This window comes from Faecalibacterium sp. Marseille-P9590, assembly GCF_017377665.1.
GTDB lineage: Bacteria > Bacillota > Clostridia > Oscillospirales > Ruminococcaceae > Faecalibacterium.
On record NZ_JAFREF010000002.1, the window covers coordinates 165,994 to 181,444 of the forward strand.

14 protein-coding genes, 1 tRNA gene and 1 riboswitch are annotated in these 15,451 nt (G+C 57.8%); of the genes, 3 read left to right on the forward strand and 12 right to left on the reverse strand.

What is annotated here, in order from left to right; genetic code table 11:
• Positions 1-84: 84 nt before the first annotated feature.
• Positions 85-185, forward strand: a riboswitch (TPP riboswitch).
• 87 nt (positions 186-272) lie between these two features.
• Positions 273-845: an energy-coupled thiamine transporter ThiT gene (gene thiT / locus J3349_RS03470; RefSeq protein WP_158388449.1), complete on the forward strand. Its 573-nt coding sequence runs from the start codon at positions 273-275 to the stop codon at positions 843-845.
• 138 nt (positions 846-983) lie between these two features.
• A tRNA-Ala gene (locus J3349_RS03475) sits at positions 984-1,059 on the forward strand.
• 328 nt (positions 1,060-1,387) lie between these two features.
• On the opposite strand, the gene J3349_RS03480 is transcribed toward J3349_RS03475, so the two are convergent.
• From J3349_RS03480 to J3349_RS03515, 8 genes are all read right to left on the reverse strand, one after another.
• The gene (locus J3349_RS03480) at positions 1,388-1,540 is read right to left on the reverse strand and encodes a hypothetical protein (RefSeq protein ID WP_227619352.1); all 153 of its coding nucleotides are present in this window, start codon (positions 1,538-1,540) and stop codon (positions 1,388-1,390) included.
• 197 nt (positions 1,541-1,737) lie between these two features.
• The gene (locus J3349_RS03485; protein ID WP_015563588.1) at positions 1,738-2,559 is read right to left on the reverse strand and encodes an alpha/beta hydrolase; all 822 of its coding nucleotides are present in this window, start codon (positions 2,557-2,559) and stop codon (positions 1,738-1,740) included.
• A gap of 15 nt (positions 2,560-2,574) precedes the next feature.
• Positions 2,575-3,879 carry a 2-hydroxycarboxylate transporter family protein gene (locus tag J3349_RS03490; protein WP_207676447.1) on the reverse strand — a complete coding sequence of 435 codons (1,305 nt, stop codon included), beginning with the start codon at positions 3,877-3,879 and terminating at the stop codon, positions 2,575-2,577.
• 247 nt (positions 3,880-4,126) lie between these two features.
• On the reverse strand, positions 4,127-5,056 hold the full coding sequence (locus tag J3349_RS03495) for a LysR family transcriptional regulator (protein ID WP_149794568.1): 930 nt from the start codon (positions 5,054-5,056) through the stop codon (positions 4,127-4,129).
• 101 nt (positions 5,057-5,157) lie between these two features.
• Entirely contained in the window at positions 5,158-5,664 is a 507-nt protein-coding gene (locus J3349_RS03500; protein WP_207676448.1) for an HlyD family efflux transporter periplasmic adaptor subunit, read from the reverse strand.
• A complete protein-coding gene (locus J3349_RS03505; RefSeq protein ID WP_207676449.1) occupies positions 5,612-6,028 on the reverse strand; it encodes a hypothetical protein in 417 nt (138 codons plus the stop codon). Before J3349_RS03505 ends, J3349_RS03500 begins: the two co-directional genes overlap by 53 nt.
• Before the next feature lie 322 nt (positions 6,029-6,350).
• The gene (locus tag J3349_RS03510; RefSeq protein ID WP_207676450.1) at positions 6,351-7,688 is read right to left on the reverse strand and encodes a histidine kinase dimerization/phospho-acceptor domain-containing protein; all 1,338 of its coding nucleotides are present in this window, start codon (positions 7,686-7,688) and stop codon (positions 6,351-6,353) included.
• Entirely contained in the window at positions 7,675-8,409 is a 735-nt protein-coding gene (locus tag J3349_RS03515) for a response regulator transcription factor (protein WP_207676451.1), read from the reverse strand. Before J3349_RS03515 ends, J3349_RS03510 begins: the two co-directional genes overlap by 14 nt.
• A gap of 199 nt (positions 8,410-8,608) precedes the next feature.
• Between J3349_RS03515 and J3349_RS03520 the strand changes: the two genes are divergently transcribed.
• Positions 8,609-9,616, forward strand: coding sequence for a D-2-hydroxyacid dehydrogenase (locus J3349_RS03520; RefSeq protein WP_207676452.1), 1,008 nt, complete (start codon positions 8,609-8,611; stop codon positions 9,614-9,616).
• Between the two features lie 53 nt (positions 9,617-9,669).
• Here J3349_RS03520 and J3349_RS03525 read toward each other — a convergent pair whose 3' ends face one another.
• From J3349_RS03525 to J3349_RS03540, 4 genes are all read right to left on the reverse strand, one after another.
• Positions 9,670-11,040 (reverse strand): DUF1254 domain-containing protein, encoded by a 1,371-nt coding sequence (locus J3349_RS03525; RefSeq protein WP_149794191.1) that lies wholly within the window; start codon positions 11,038-11,040, stop codon positions 9,670-9,672.
• A 27-nt stretch (positions 11,041-11,067) separates the two neighbouring features.
• Positions 11,068-13,098 (reverse strand): hypothetical protein, encoded by a 2,031-nt coding sequence (locus J3349_RS03530; protein ID WP_207676453.1) that lies wholly within the window; start codon positions 13,096-13,098, stop codon positions 11,068-11,070.
• 83 nt (positions 13,099-13,181) lie between these two features.
• The gene (locus J3349_RS03535) at positions 13,182-14,498 is read right to left on the reverse strand and encodes a GHKL domain-containing protein (protein ID WP_207676454.1); all 1,317 of its coding nucleotides are present in this window, start codon (positions 14,496-14,498) and stop codon (positions 13,182-13,184) included.
• A gap of 20 nt (positions 14,499-14,518) precedes the next feature.
• Entirely contained in the window at positions 14,519-15,244 is a 726-nt protein-coding gene (locus J3349_RS03540) for a LytTR family DNA-binding domain-containing protein (RefSeq protein WP_207676455.1), read from the reverse strand.
• Between the last annotated feature and the right edge of the window lie 207 nt (positions 15,245-15,451).

Sequence of the window (15,451 nt, forward strand, 5' to 3'; positions counted from 1 at the left end):
GCTTGTTCCAGAATATGTGCCCCGGCGGGCCGATATACCGCCGGGGGCTTGACTTTTGGCGGAGAGCGGCTATACTGAAAGTGGACATGAAAACAGGGGCGCCGTGAGGCTGAGATCTGCTGGAAGCAGAGACCCTTGAACCTGATCCGGGTAATGCCGGCGTAGGTAGTTTGCGGAAAGGTCCCGATTTTCACAAACAGCCCGTGCGCCTGCCAGCAAAAGCAGGCGCATTTTTGTTTTTGTGTACTATTATTATGAGAAGAGGAATCCTCATGTCGAAATCCTACTCCAAGACCCGGGTGCTGGTGGAGTGCGCGCTGATGGTGGCGATCGGCACCGTGCTGGCCAACATCAAGATCTTCACCATGCCCAACGGCGGCAGCGTCACCCTGCTGAGTATGCTGCCCTTCGTGCTCGTCTCCTTCCGCCACGGCGTCAAGTGGGGCCTGTTCACCGGTCTGGTGAACGGCTGCCTGCAGATGCTGCTGGGCTTCTGGGCTCCCCCGACGCCCACCTTCATCTACTTCCTCGGTGAGATCCTGCTGGACTATCTGGTGGCCTTTATGGTTCTGGGTACCGCAGAGTTCTTCGCCCGCCCCTTCAAGAACCGGATGGTCGGCGTGGCCGTCGGTACCGCCATCGCAGGCTTCCTGCGCTTCATGTGCAGCTTCCTGTCCGGCGTCCTCGTCTGGGGCAACCTGAATGAGGGTCTGAGCGCCTGGACCTACAGCCTCGTGTACAACGCCAGCTACATGCTGCCGGAGACGCTCATCACTGTGGTGGGCGCTGTGCTGCTCATCAAGGCAGCACCCCAGATCTTCGACCGTCAGTACACCAAAGCCTGAGTTCTCCTGAACGCAAGTCCCGCCGGAGGCAGAAATGCACCCGGCGGGACTTTTTTTGCACGAATTTGAAAAAAGCTGTTGACAACTCTCCTTTCAGCTGGTATAATAACACACGTCGTCAGGGACGACACAGGCTATGGGGGATTAGCTCAGCTGGGAGAGCGCTTGCATGGCATGCAAGAGGTCAGCGGTTCGATCCCGCTATTCTCCACCAAAAAAGCACTGTACTTCGTTTGAAGTACGGTGCTTTTCTTTTTGCTTTCTTAGAGGTTGCATCGAGAATCAGCCAAATGCCTGATTTTGCAGGCGCGTGGACGGCAACCCCCAATTCTTGCTATTTCGTTGCTTTTGAAAATGCTTGTTCGATGTCCGACTGTTTTGCAGGTGGACGCATCACTCCCCCTCAATGTAAGGAGTGAGATCGAAGTTGAACGAGATGTTGATCTGATATCCACGATAAACATCTACTCTGCGGATAAGCTGATTGACAATCATTTTCTTTGCTTCAAAACTGGCACTGTCGTACAGGTCAGCATAGGAAATCAGCTCATCATACAAGTGCCTGTCGTTATGCGATTTTTTTCATCGTTCAGCATTTCTTCAAACTGTGCCATATATGCCTTGTGCTGTTTGAGAATCTTCGTGGTCTCCACTTTCACATAGGCATCATCAGGCACCTTGGGGAGATACTTCATCAGGAAATCAACATCCTGTTGGATTCGCCGGACGGCAGCTTCCAGTGCAGAATAGTTGATTCCGTAGAATAGAAATTCTGCTTGCTTTCATAATCTACTAAAAGTACGCAAGTATGAAGGAAAAGCAAGAAATACGCAATGTACCCTCTTTTAAAAAGAGGGTACAAAGAAAGGAAATTCAAAAACTGTAGTTTGAGTTATAAATACTGGATAAAGAATTTCTGCGCGGCCTGCACTCGTTCCTTTTCACCAGCCTCATGGGCGAAGCCCGGAAGGATCGTCAGCTCCGTATGGACGCCGTGCTCCTGGAAATTTTTCTGCAGGCTCTTCATACGGGCTACGCGGTTATCGCCATACGGGGAGTCGCCGATAAACTTGTTGTCGAGCTCGCCGACACTGATGAGGACGGGTACCTTCTTTACGGCTTCGAGGTCGACATCATAACCGAAGTAATCCTTGAAATCACGGATACCCCAGAAGTAGTCCTCGTCTGGATTTAGGAAGGTCGGACGGCCAGGTGCACCGATGGAGCAGGCCTTCAGACGATCAGGGTGAGCGAGCAGGAAGCGGTTTACGAACTGCCCGCCACCAGAGTGTCCGAACATGAAAAACTGATCTGTGTGAACGCCTGGATAGCGCTTCGCCATATCCTCGATCATATCGAGGAGAATCAGATCATAGCGGATGCCGTCGCAGGAGAGGAGCTTATAGCTGTTGAAGTCATCGCGCTGAATGAGTCCACCCGGGAACATAGGCGCAAGCACAGCCATATGATATTTGTCGGCGAGTTCCTTCGCCTGCTTGATGTACTCTTCGATTGCACAGCCGGTTCCATGGATGATGACGAGGAGAGAGTACTCATGCTCCTCTTCGTCGTAGTAGTAGTCTGGGAGATGCACCCAGTAGTGGAAACGCAGGTCGGTCGGACAGTGCCAGAGCATATTTAAGTAAGCATTGCCGAACAGGTTTTTCTGCTGCTCAAGCGTGAGATTCGTAGCCAAAGGATTCTGATTTGCCATATAGTACCTCCAGGATTACAGGAATTTACCGAAAATGAAGCTTGCGATGACGAGCATGATGGCACCACCGATTCTGGAAGAAATCTGAGCATAGGACATCAGCTCCATGCGGTGCGCAGCGCCGAGACACTGTACGTCGCCGGCACCACCGCCGTTTGCCATACAGAGTCCGGCAGTCAGCATTCCTTCTACAGGATAGAAGTGGAACAGCTTACCGACGATGAAGGTTCCGATCATCGCACCGATGACAGTCGCCATGATGATGACGATATACGCTGGGTTTGTGAAGACCTTCGCGTAGTCTGTGAGGTTCGTACCGATACCAACGGTAATCATCAGTGGGAAGGACATATACTTTACGAAGAATTGCTGCATGCCCCTTGCGCCGGCCTTCACGTTTTCCGGCAGGATATTCGTCATATTCAGAATCGCCATCAGGATGACCATGAAAGCGAAGGTATGAATACTGAAGCCGAGGTTTGCATGGTTGATGATGGAGATGTGCTTTGCGTAGAGGTTAGCTACATTGAAGCATACGACACCGAGTGCGAGACCGGTTGCGTAGTCGGCTGCGGTCAGCTTCACGTCACTGGACTTCGTGCTGACATTTTCTTCACCGACCATGAGACGACCATTACCCGTCATGGATGGCTTGATCTGGCCGAGCTTGTTCAGCAGTGCAGACATGAAGACGGCGCAGAGATTGCCAATGCTGATGATTGCAAAGGCAGATGCATACCAGGAGGAGGCATCACCGCCGGTTGCAGCAGCCCACATCTTGCTCATCGGTGTGATACCGGCACCATTGCCACCGCCCATGACTGGAATTGCATAGGTGGCGATCGCCTCGATTGCGCCGACGCCAGTGATGGCACCTACGAGACCAGCGAGGCCGAGTGCACCTGCAATACCTGCAAGAATCGTCGGAACGAATCCGGCGAAGGATTTGATGAGCATCTTACGATCAACCGAGAGCACAGAGCCGGTGATCAGGACGAGAATGTAGAGATCGAGGAAACCGGTGGAGCCGTTGAAGGTATTCAGGGCTTCCATCGAGCCTTCACCGATCAGGTGGAAGGTGTTCATCGCGCCGGCTACGAGGCAGGAGAAGAGCATGCCGCCGCCGAACCAGGTCTTCCAGACCGGGATATGGTCACCGACCCAGCCGAGCAGCGTGCCGATGATCATCGCGAAGGCGAGTGCGCCGACCATGTTGGTCAGCATCCAGTCATTGGCTGCCATCACCATCATCAGTATACTGAATATAAGGTACATCCACAGAGGGAACCCAAGGATTTTCGTTTCTTTTAACTTATTCACAGTAAATCCTCCCAAAAAGTGATACAGAATTTTTAAAGCACTTTTATTTGCCGGCAAATTTGATAAATGTATTGTACAAAAATGGGAATAATTGTGCAAGACTGTGACAATGGCGATTCTTCTATGGGACGATAACCATTTGGAATGGACATAGCGCCATAAAACAGAAAAAGAAGCACTCGCTCTGTACTGCAAATTGAATGACGAATGCTTCTCCTTTTTCTGTTATGAACCTGATTCCAAAATGTTATCGATTTTTAGCAGATGCGCTGATCATGTAGCGCCAGACGATTTCTGCAGAAGGGGATAAGTTGCGGCCCTTCTTTCGGGCGACGATGACATAACGATACAGAGTATCGCCTTTTATCGTGCCATAGACCGGGTTTTGACCAGTAGATGAATTACGAATCGTCGTGTGCGGCAACAGGGCGATGCCACAGCCGCTGCAGGCAACGAGATATCGTGTGTCAACATAATCAATGCGCTGCGGATGAATCGGTGTGATGTGATATTTTCTGAAAAAAGATTTTTCGGCATCATACAGCCCCTGACCTGGCGTCGCCAGAATATATCGGAGCGACGGATTACGGAAACGGCTGATGTCGATTTCAACCGGATGCTCGAGTGAATTATCGGAGATATCTAGGTCCTCCAGAATCGGTGATTCCTGTGGAATGACAAATACGAGCGGATCCTCCTGTACTGGCATATACTCGATGTTTTCGGAGTGTACAGGTTCAGTATAGATGGCTAAGTCGATGGATTCGCTTTCCAGCTCTTCTTCGCACTGCTGAGAGTTGCGATTCAGGTAACTGAGATGTATCTCTGGATGTGTCATCATGAAAGGTGCTGCCTGAACAGCAGCGTAGGCGCCACCACGATGCGTTGTGGCAATCAGTACAGGCTCTGCTGGAATCTGATTAAACTGTCGAAGACTATCCATCATCTCGCTTTCGAGCTGCACATAGCGCCGAGCAAAATCGAGAAAAATTTCGCCCTGTGGTGTAACGCTGATCGGGCTGTGCGTGCGGTCAAAAGGCGAAAAGCCCAACTCTTTTTCAAGCTTATTCAGCTGTTTGGTCAGTGCCGGTTGCGAGATAAACAGTCGCTTCGCCGCCTGGGTGATGTTTCTGTATTTTTCTACCTCGAGCACATAACGGAAAATACTTGTATCCATGTGGACCTCCGAAATCGATGTCTTAACGATAGTATATCAGAATCAGAGCGGAAAATAATTAAAATTTCGGGTGATGCGCTGTTTCTGCAAAGCAATAAGGCCTAGCTTATCCATGTCGTTGAAAGAAAACAGCTATCGAAACTATAGATTCCAATTGCAAAAACATTGAAGAAAATGCCAAAAAAGAGACTCCGGATACTGAAATGAACCCCAAAAGTTAGACAAAAATGGGTCTTTCCCAAATTTTGTGTAAAGTCCAGACAGCTATAAAACAAGAGCGATTTTAATATGAGGCGAAAGACGGCGAAACCGGCTGTCGCCTTAACAATAACATAACGCCGGCAAGAGGGAATGTCAAGGGCGGCAGTGGCATTCATGCCGGGCATGAGGCTGCCGGTGTCGTCGATGCGGATGGTGACGGGGTAAGTGGTGGTGCCGCCGCTGGTGGTGCCTGCAGAGGAGATGCTGGTGACGACGCCCTCAAAGGTGCGGTCGCTGATGGCGTCGGCGGTGATCTCGGCCTTCTGGCCCACCTGAATGTCGAGAATGTCCAGCTCATCGACGTCCAGCGTCATCTCGAGGTAGCTCAAATCGTAGATGACGCACATCACCCTTGTTGACCGTGTCGCCCACCTCGAAGTCGGCGGTCAGGACAGTACCCTTAACCATCGGCTTGACGGTGTAGGTGTCGGCGGCGGTGATGGTGCCGTCGGCGCTGTAGCTGTTGACGATGTTCCGCTTTTCGGGTCTCGTCTCAACATACTGGGCGCTGGCGGCAGCGGGCTTTGCACTGTTCTTCGGGACAAGCACGGCTGCGGCCACCGCTGCCGCGCAGATGGCGGCGGTGATGGGCTTCCAGTGCTTTTTGATAAAGGGCTTCACGCCCGCCGGAGCCGGTTGGGCAGAGGCTGTGTCAAGGCCGACGAGATATTCAGGATTGACCTTGTCCTGTGGTTTCTTTTTTGATAGCATGGTGATTTGCCCCTCCTAAGAGATTTCGCGGGGAGCACTTCTCCCCATCTGACAGGGAGAAGTATACATTCCAAATCTTAGGAAATGCCCGAGAAATTTATTAAGAAGGACTTAAGAGGTTTGAATTTTTTATGAAAAAACAGCGCAGCCTGTGGGTTTTCCACAAGCTGCGCTGTTTTTGTGCAATGTAAACCTCTCAGCCTGCCTTCGGCAGCCAGCTCCCCTACCGAGGGGAGCCTCTGGCGAAGAGATTAAGTTTTCCGGTATGCCAAGGCCTCCCCTCGTTAGGGGAGGTGGCAGCGCGTCAGCGCTGACGGAGAGGTTATTTCTCGATGGGAAACAGCAGCGTGATGCAAAAGCGTTCGCCGCTCTGCTCGATGCGGCATGCTGCGTGCATCTTTTCCATCATGGTCTCGATGCTGGTGAGGCCGACCTTCGTGCTGTCGGTGCGGTGCTGGCCGGGGAGGACGGCATTTTCAAAGGCAAGCCCGGCTTTGCCGTTCTCTTTGACGAAGCGGACGGAAATGTCCTGCGCCGGGTCGGCGTATTTGAGCAGGTTCGAGGTGATGTTGTCGAGGATGCAGCGGACGTACTGCTCTTTTACGGTGAGAGTGTCGTCCTCCTCGCCCAGCTCGAGGGCGCAGGCAAAGCCACGCTCCTGCAGCTCGCCCACCATCTCGGTCAGCGGCTCCTCGAATATCTGGGAGAAGCGGGCCGGCGGGTCGAGGACGGCCACGGTATCCCGGGTGACGAGGGCGTATTCGAAGAGGTTGTCCGACAGCTGCTTGAGCTGGCGGGCCTTGGTGTCTATCTTGGTAAGGTAATCTTCGGCTTGCGCCGTCGTCTCATATTTGCGGTGGCGAAGGATCTCGGTGTAGAGCAGCAGGGTGGTCAGGGGCGTACGGAGGTCGTGGCTCATCTCGGTGATAAGGTTCTTCACCTTGGCGGCGGCGGCCGCCTCGTCCTCGTGCTGCTGGCGGAGGGTGAGACGCATGGAGTCGAGGCTGGACGCCAGCGTCGTCAGCTCGTCGCTGCCCTGCACCGTGATGGGGTGGTCGAGGTCGCCGCCCTCCATGGCCTGGATCTCTTCACTGAGCTGGACGATGTACTTCACGATGCCCCGGCTCCCCCAGAGGAAAAAGAGGGGGAAGGATGCGAGGCAGATGATGAGCAGGAGATCACAGCCGGTGCTGTAACAGGCGTCGAAACCGTTGTAGTAAAGCAGGGCCGTGATCTCACCGTCCGAGAAGTTCAGGGTGTAGACGGGAGACCAGTCGTAGAAGGGGCCGTGCTGGTGACTGTCGGTCAGCTCAGGGGCCTCCGGGTCGTTGTTCTTGTAGTAGTGGCGGGGGGCGTAGGACGAATAGATGAGCTTCTGGTCGCGGTAAAGCTCCAACAGGTTATAGCGATGGCTCCGCGTCCAGTCGGTGAGCTTTTTGATGTCTGTGCTGGAAAGGGAATTTTCGGTGATATAGTTCTGCAGCTCGTTGACCTGATACTGGGAAGCTTTGGTCTGAACCTCGGGCTGGTCGAAATAAAGACGGAGGCCCTTGTTCAGCACCACCTGCAGAAAGCCCAGCAGCAGAAAGCTTGCCAGTCCCGACAGGATGATGAGCCGGGTGAACTGTTTCGCCAGACCGTGCTTTTCAGGTGTTGCCATTGCCGTCCTCCTGCGCCGCAAAGCGGTAGCCTTTGCCCCAGACAGTGCAGATGCGCTGAGGATTCTGAGGGTTATGCTCTACTTTCATCCGCAGATTGCGGATATGCACCATGACGGTGCCGTTGGAGACGTAGAAATACGGCTCGCCCCACACGGTCTCGTAGATGACCTGCACCGGGAAGATGCGCTGGGGGCTCTGCATCAGCAGCTTGAGGATCTTGTACTCGGTCTCGGTCAGGTCGGCCTCCTGCTCGTCCACCCAGACCCGGTTGCAGTCCAGCGCGATGCGCACGCCGTGGAGCTCCAGCATCTGGGCGTCGGGCCTGGGGTGGTGAGGTTCGGCCTGGTCTTTGCCCTGATAGACGCAGTAGCGCCGCAGCAGGGCCTTGACCCGGGCGCTCAGCTCCGCGAAGGAGAAGGGCTTGGCCAGATAGTCGTCGCCGCCCGCCGTCAGGCCCAGAAGCTTATCGGATTCCTGCGATTTTGCGGTGAGAAAGAGGATGGGGACGGTGGAGGTCTTTCGTATCTCCTCGCAGACCCGCAGGCCGCTCATGCCGGGCATCATGATGTCGAGGATGACCAGATCGACTTCCGGTGTGAGCAGGCTGAGGGCGCGGGGGCCGTTTTCGGCTTCGAGGATGCGGTAGCCCTCCCCGGACAGAAGGATGCGCACGCCGTCCCGGATGTCCGGGTCATCCTCTACGATCATGATGGTCTGCATAGTCTATGATTCCTTTCCTGTATTGCATAGTGTCAGTATAGCAGATTTTCTGCATTGTGGACAGCTTATCACATACTTCTTGGGATTTGTGGGATAAAATCCTAAGGAATTCTTAAGAAAGCGGCCATTTTGCCTCTTGCGGAGCGGGGCGGGGGAGAGTATTCTTATAGAAGAATACACAGGAAGTGAGGGTATCCTTATGCACAAAAAAGTTTTGGTATGTCTGCCCCTGAACGACGCCCACCGCGCCGCGCTGGAGGCATCCGTGCCGGAATTTGAATTCCGTTTCAACGCGCTGGACGACGTCCACGCCGAAGATGTGCTCTGGGCCGACATCGTGCTGGGCAACGCACCGGTGTCGATGATCCGCCAGAACAAGCACATCGAGTGGTTCCAGTCCAACTCCGCCGGCCCCGACGCCTACCTGAAGCCCGGCGTCCTGCCCGAAAACTGCATGGTGACTAACGCCACCGGTGCCTACGGTCTGGCCATCAGCGAGTGGATGCTGGCCATGTGGCTGGGCATCCAGAAGGATATGTTCCTCTACCGCGACCGCCAGAACCAGCGCCAGTGGGCTCCCATTGACCGCCCCGTGAGGGGCATCACCGGGGCGCGGGTGCTCTGCGTCGGCATGGGCGACATCGGCTCCAACTTCGCCCGCCGCGCCCATATGCTGGGCGCTGAGGTGGTGGGCGTCCGCCGCACGGTCCACCCCGACACGCCCTGCCCGGACTACTGCCTGCGTGTGGTGGCCCAGAGCCAGCTGGACGAGGAGCTGCCCGAGGCCGACCTCATCGCCCTGAGCCTGCCCGGCACCCCTGAGACCAACAAGCTGTTCAACGCCGAGCGCTTCGCCCGCTGCAAGGACGGGGCCATCCTCATCAACGTGGGCCGCGGCACCACCGTGGACAGCGACGCCCTCGTGGAGGCCCTGCGCAGCGGCAAAATTTTTGGCGCGGGCCTCGACGTCACCGACCCGGAGCCTCTGCCTGCCGACCACCCGCTGTGGGGTGAGCCGGGCGCTATCATCACGCCCCACAACTCCGGCAAGTTCAGCCTGCCCAAGACGCTGGACAACATCGTGGACATCTTCATCCACAACCTCAAGCGCTACGCTGAGGGCCTGCCGCTGGACAATCAGGTCAACCGCACCACCCGCTATGCCGCCGACCAGAACGGCGGCCACCGCCTGCTGAGCACCCTGTAAAACGCTGTAACGATGAAAACGCCATCTGCGCCGAGACGCAGATGGCGTTTTTGCTACTTCACAGAGATGACCGGCGGCGGGAAGCTGTCCAGCGCCGTCCAGTCGGGCTTATAGATGCGGAGGAAAAGGTGGAATTTTTCGTCCGAGACGGGGAGCCAGTTGGTAGTGTCCTCGGGCGCGTCCTTGGAGAGGGTGACGTCCACCGAGCCGTCGGCGTTCCGATGGAGGCCGGAACGATCGTTCACGCAGTAGCGGCTGATGGGGTTGTCGATGAGGAAGTTGTCCTCGCCGTAGGCCGTCACCGACCAGAAGCCGTTGCCCACTGTGGGCGGGAGGGCGTCGAAGTGGAGCGTGTAGGTCTTTTGGCCCGTAAGGTCGGCCCCGGCGCTGTCGGTGGAGGTGCGCGGGTAGATGGCGATGTCGGTGGTGTTGGCCCCGAGGCCCATCAGGGCGACCATCGTCCGGTAGTCGTAGGCGGTGCCGAAATTGCCGATGGGGTCGCCATAGTAGATCCACTGGCCCATCTGGCGGGAATAGCGTGCTGCCTGTGCCCGGAGGCTGCTCTTGAGCTGAAGGAGCAGCCGCTTCCAGCGCAGCCCGCCGAGAGGGCCGAGGGCGGAGGCGTCGAACTGCTGGCCCGGGCCGACGGAAAGGGCCGCGAGGCTGCGGAGAAGAGGCGCGTCCGCCTCGGCGGGCGGGTCTGTCTCCATCAGCCGGTTGGCGGTGTCGAAAAACTCCTGCGGCGTCATGGCGAGTACCTTCTGCACCGGGACGAAATCGTTCTCCGGAGAATAGCTCCCTTCCGGCGCAGCGGCCAGCCCGGCGGGGTAGGCCGAGAGGGGCATCAGCTGCATCCGGCCCTGAAGCGCCGCCACGTTCGGCAGGTCGTCCGGCCCGGAGAGCATGATGCGGGCGATGGTCCAGACCGTCCGGGTGGGAATGTCGATGCGCCGGACGCCCTCGGGCAGCGTGCCCTCCCAGCTCGAGTAGGCGATGGCGTAGGCCCCGGGTGCTTCCAGCACGGCGGCGGTGTTCGTCCATGCGTCCAGTACCTGCACGTTGAAAAAGCGGTCGGCCTCCGGCACGACGTAGATTTGAGGCTCGGCGCTGACGTCCAGCCACGCCTGCGTGTAGATGGTGTCCACATTGGGGCTGACGACCGTGCGGCTGGAAGCGTCCAGCAGCTTCCGGGCGTGGATGAACTGGTTGACGGGGGCGCGGCTGGCGGAAGCGGTCTTCGTGTTGGTGGAGACGGTCTTGGTGGCGTCCACGAGCACCAGCGGGAAGGCGTAGAGATAAGCTTCTTCCAGCAGGGTCTGGATGGCAGAAGCCGCATCGGCTTTCTGGGCCGGCAGCAGCGTGACGCCGCAGGCGGCGGCAGCGGCAGAGGAGAGCTTGAGGAAATCGCGGCGGGTCATTTTCATGGCGGGAGTCCTCCTGCTTTGTCAGATTCAGCGGGCCAGAACGATGGAAAGGGTGACTTCCTTGGCGTCGGGCGAGAGGTCGAAGCTGCCGCCGTCCTGTGCGGTGAGGCAGATAGTGTAGACCTTCTTCGCGCTGAGACGGGCCGGGGCATCGTCGAAGTGCCAGTCGGACACCTCGTGGTAGCGGCCATCCGTGCCGAGGGCGAAGAGCTTATAGTCGGCGGCATTTCCGGTCAGGCCGTTGATGCGGAAAGAAACAGTAGTCGCGGGGTGGAGGTTGTCGAGGGTGGCGGTGTGGAGCCAGCTTGCGGGGGTGCCGGCGCCGCCTGCGGCCTGGAACTCTGCCGCCGAAAGCACCCGGCGGGAGGTCTTGTCCAGATCGACCTTCCGGTAGGGCATCTCGGGCAGGAAGACGAAGCGGTCCTGCAGGCGGAGCAGCTCTTTGTAGCCGGTGGGGCAGTAGAGCTTGTTGCCGTCACGGCCCGCGTACATGCCGATGGCCATGTTGTTGTAGCCGTAGAGGGAGGCAACGTCCACAGTGAGGACGGTCTTTCCGGTGTCGAAGTCCAGCACGATGTACTGCCACATGCCGCTGTCCACGTCCTGCACGAAGCCGTAGATGTAGCCGGTGGCGGTGGAGAGCTTCATCATGGAAGTGTCGCTGAGGTCGTCGCGGCACCAGATGCTCTTCATGGTCCAGCCGTCGGCGGTGCGGATGGTGTCCACCCGTTCGACGCCGGGCATGATCATGCAGTTGCCCTTGAGCAGCCAGTTGCGGTCGTAGATGTTCTCGTAGCTCTGGATGGACGAGTCACTGTCGGGCTTTGCGAGGTTGGGGCTGCCTGCGCCGAACCAGTTGCAGACGATGGTGCTGACCCGGCCGTTGCCGTGGTCGTAGACGATGGCCGAATTTTCCACCGACACCGGCATGTTGGCGGGCAGCTCGTCGATGACCGGGTGGCTGGCGGCGACTTCGCCGGTGTGGATGTCCACAGCCATCAGGCTGACGGTCTCGAGGTTGTCGGTGAAGAAGACCAACTCCCGGCTCAGAGAGGGCGAGCAGCCGCCGCCCCATGCCAGACCGCCGCCGGTGGTGGCAGCGCCTTCGCGGCTGTCTTTTGCGCCCACGCTGTCGTAGGGGGTGCGCCAGACGACTTCAACGCCGCCGTTGGCACGCAGCAGGTAGCAGGCAAGGTTCGTCAGGATGACCGCACCCTCCCGGCAGGAGGCAATGCCGTTTTCAGCACCCTCGCCCGGAGCGGGAGCGTAGACATGGACTTCGTGGTCGAGGTCGGCAGTGCCGCCGGCAAGGATGGCGTCGATGGCATTGTGGGAGATGTAGCCCATCGCGCCCTGCTGGCCGCGGCTGGGGTAGATGCGGAAGCCGCCGGTGACGAACCAGAGGTTGCCGTCGTAGTCAAAGACGATGGAGAGCAGGTTCTGCTCGAGGCTGCGGCCAAGCACCCGCTCGGCAGCCTCTTTGATGTTGATGTCCAGTACCTTTTCAAAAACCGGCAGAGGCGTACCGTTCTCGTCGGTGGCGCGAAGCATCAGCACATGGTTGTGGCTGGTGGGGCAGACGATGAGGTTGCGCCCGTCCACAAAGGAATAGGAGCTTTGGATGAGATAGCCGCCGCCGTCGTGCCTGGCGGGAGAGAAAAAGCCGATGGTGCGGACTTCTTCTGCGTCGAGGTCGCGGATGGCCAGACCGCCCAGGAACGGGCTGACGGGATTATCGAAGTTGTCGAAGAAGATGGCCGGGGAGGCGTTGGGGTTCGTCTTTTCCATTGCCACGTTGACCTCGGGGCAGATGCCCACGGGGAGGACGGCGTCGGTGGAGTCGGTGTTGTAGCAGTCGTGGTGGATGTTTGACTCGCTGCGGCCCATAAAGGGGTTGGCGTCCACAACTTTTGCCGTCAGAGGCTTCGGCGGCAGGGCGGTGTCTGCGCCGTGGAAAAGGTCGGACAGAAGGCAGTCTGCCCTGGCGGCGGGGGCCAGCTGGCAGGACAGCAGTGTGAGAGCGGAAGCGCTGAGGAAGCTGCGTCGGGTCATTTTCATGGTGGAGTCCTCCTTTTTGATAACATGACCTCTCAGCCTCCCCTCGATAGGGGAGGTGGCACGCCGCAGGCGTGACGGAGAGGTTAAAGGTTCAATAAAATATTCACCCGGAACAAACCGTTCTCGGTCTCGACGGTCATAGAACCGCCATATCTGGAAACAGCCGTCTGGATGGAGACGAGGCCGATGCCCATTCCGTCGTGTTTCGTGGAGTGGAGGGTGCCCTGCTGGCGCTTGAGCACGCCGTCATAGCGGTTCTCCACCAGCAGGCCCAGCATGGCGGGGCTCAGCATCCGGGCCATCACCTTCACCTGCCGCTGTTCGGGCGGCAGCTTCTGGCTGGCGTGGAAAGCATTTTCCAACAGATTGCCCAGCATCATGCAGAAGTCGGCCTCCGGGATGGCCAGCTGGCGGGGCAGTTCCAGCCGCCAGTCCACCGGCACGCCGAGGCTGTGGGCCTCGTGGTCGTAGTGACCGGCCAGAGCATCCACGGCAGGATTCGCGCAGAGGGTGGGGCGCTCCTCGCTCAGCTCGGATTCGTACTGGTGCAGGTAGTTTTTCAGCTCATCCACCTGCCCGGCCTCGGTGAGTCCGGCGATGACGTGGAGATGCTGGCGGAAGTCGTGGCGGAGATGCCGCGTCTGCTCCATATAGGCCCGCAGCTCGGTGTAGCGGCGGGATTCCACGGCCAGAAGCTGGTTTTCCCGGTCGAGCTGGGCGCTGCGGGTGTATTCCCGGGCCACCTGATACATCTCGTACAGCAGCAAAAAGATGCCCAGCAGCGAGATGGAGACGGCCAGAACAGAAATGATCATCAGACGGTTGATGAGCACGACGGCCGGGTCCAGCGGCATACAGAAGACGAGGAAAGCCGCGTAGATGGTGGGCAGCGGCCAGGCCGACTGCCAGAAGGCTTCGCCTCGGTACTCCCGCAGCAGCCAGCGGCTCCACTGGACGGCGGTGAACCAGAAGATGATGCAGAGCACTGCCGAGAGTCCCAGCTTGAGCAGGGAGGTGGAGACGAGACAGGCCGGGGCGTCGTTGTCTACCTCAGCCCGGGCGTTGAGCACCGTGGAAAGCAGGGTGCAGACCGCCGTCATGACGCCGGAGACGGCGAAGAGAAAGGCGGTCTGGCTCACGGAAACTTCCGGACCCACCCGCCAGCGCAGCAGCCAGAACGCTGCCAGCAGGGTGGGCAGAAGCAGGATGTTGCTGTCGAGTTCGAAGATGGCGCAGAGGGCCGCCGCTGCAAGGCAGATGACCGTGACGAGAGCGGCTGTCAGCACAGCGGTGCGCCGGGGGGCCTTCACATGCTCCCACAGGGGCGCGAGACAGAGGAATGCCCCTGGGTAGAAGACGGCGAGGTCCAGAAAATAGCGTCCAAATAAAGAAAAGTCCAAGGTCGGGCCTCCTCTCGGCGTCATAGCTCCCGCCGCATATGGCGGAACTGATATTGTGTAAACTGGGCGAACAGGGTGTTCTTATCCTTCTGACGCACGGGCAGGCAGGTGCCGTCCAGCATCTCGAAGCAGTCGCTGTCCAGCCGGAGCACCTTGTCCATGTTCAGGATGACGCCCCGGTTGCAGACGATGAAGTTCGCCTGCGCCCGCAGCAGCTGCTCCACCTGGGAGAAGGTGGAGACGGCCCGGCACTCGCCGTCGTCGCTGACGATGCGGACGTAGTGGTTCTGGGCCATGGCGTACTGTATCTTCCGCAGGGGGAGATGTACTTGCTGCCGTGCGATGCGGACTTCCAGCTCCGGTTCGGCCCGGAAGAGCACCCGCCGCAGCTCGTCGGCCAGCTGGAAGAGCTTTTCTTCCCGGTAGGGCTTGAGCAGATAATCGAAGGGGTGGACGGGGAATGCGTCCCATACGTATTCCGGGGACGAGGTCACGAACACCAGCAGCAGGTCGGGGTCGGTCCGGCGCAGGATGCGCGCCGTCTCGATGCCATTGGTGCCTTCCATGCAGATGTCGAGAAAAACGACCTGATGATTTTTTGAGGGAAACGCCTGCAGAAAGGCGTCACCGCTCTCATAATGGTCACAGACCAATGTATGCCCGCCGCCGAAAGCCAGCCGCAAAAGGCTCTCCAACCGCTGAGCGTCGGGCAGGCGGTCTTCTACGACCGCAAATCGAAGCTCCATCCTCAAGTTCCTCCCTTATGACCATATTATAACATAACCATCGGGGCTTAGACACAGCGATTCACGCAGGAAACGACCCCATTCACGCAGGTTTGACAGCCCCGATGCAGCAAAACAAATCGTTCTGGCTCCATCAAACCACAAAACGAAACCTTTGTAAAATATAAAAATTTTATAGACATCTATTCTTTATAAGAATGGATAGCC

Coding starts and splice junctions, on each gene's coding strand:
- J3349_RS03485 (WP_015563588.1), bottom strand. CDS start 2,559: ATGGCAAATCAGAATCCTTTGGCTACGAATCTCACGCTTGAGCAGCAG.
- J3349_RS03505 (WP_207676449.1), bottom strand. CDS start 6,028: ATGCTATCAAAAAAGAAACCACAGGACAAGGTCAATCCTGAATATCTC.
- J3349_RS03500 (WP_207676448.1), bottom strand. CDS start 5,664: ATGTGCGTCATCTACGATTTGAGCTACCTCGAGATGACGCTGGACGTC.
- J3349_RS03515 (WP_207676451.1), bottom strand. CDS start 8,409: ATGCAGACCATCATGATCGTAGAGGATGACCCGGACATCCGGGACGGC.
- J3349_RS03525 (WP_149794191.1), bottom strand. CDS start 11,040: ATGAAAATGACCCGCCGCGATTTCCTCAAGCTCTCCTCTGCCGCTGCC.
- J3349_RS03510 (WP_207676450.1), bottom strand. CDS start 7,688: ATGGCAACACCTGAAAAGCACGGTCTGGCGAAACAGTTCACCCGGCTC.
- J3349_RS03495 (WP_149794568.1), bottom strand. CDS start 5,056: ATGGATACAAGTATTTTCCGTTATGTGCTCGAGGTAGAAAAATACAGA.
- J3349_RS03480 (WP_227619352.1), bottom strand. CDS start 1,540: ATGAAGTATCTCCCCAAGGTGCCTGATGATGCCTATGTGAAAGTGGAG.
- J3349_RS03540 (WP_207676455.1), bottom strand. CDS start 15,244: ATGGAGCTTCGATTTGCGGTCGTAGAAGACCGCCTGCCCGACGCTCAG.
- thiT (WP_158388449.1), top strand. CDS start 273: ATGTCGAAATCCTACTCCAAGACCCGGGTGCTGGTGGAGTGCGCGCTG.
- J3349_RS03520 (WP_207676452.1), top strand. CDS start 8,609: ATGCACAAAAAAGTTTTGGTATGTCTGCCCCTGAACGACGCCCACCGC.
- J3349_RS03530 (WP_207676453.1), bottom strand. CDS start 13,098: ATGAAAATGACCCGACGCAGCTTCCTCAGCGCTTCCGCTCTCACACTG.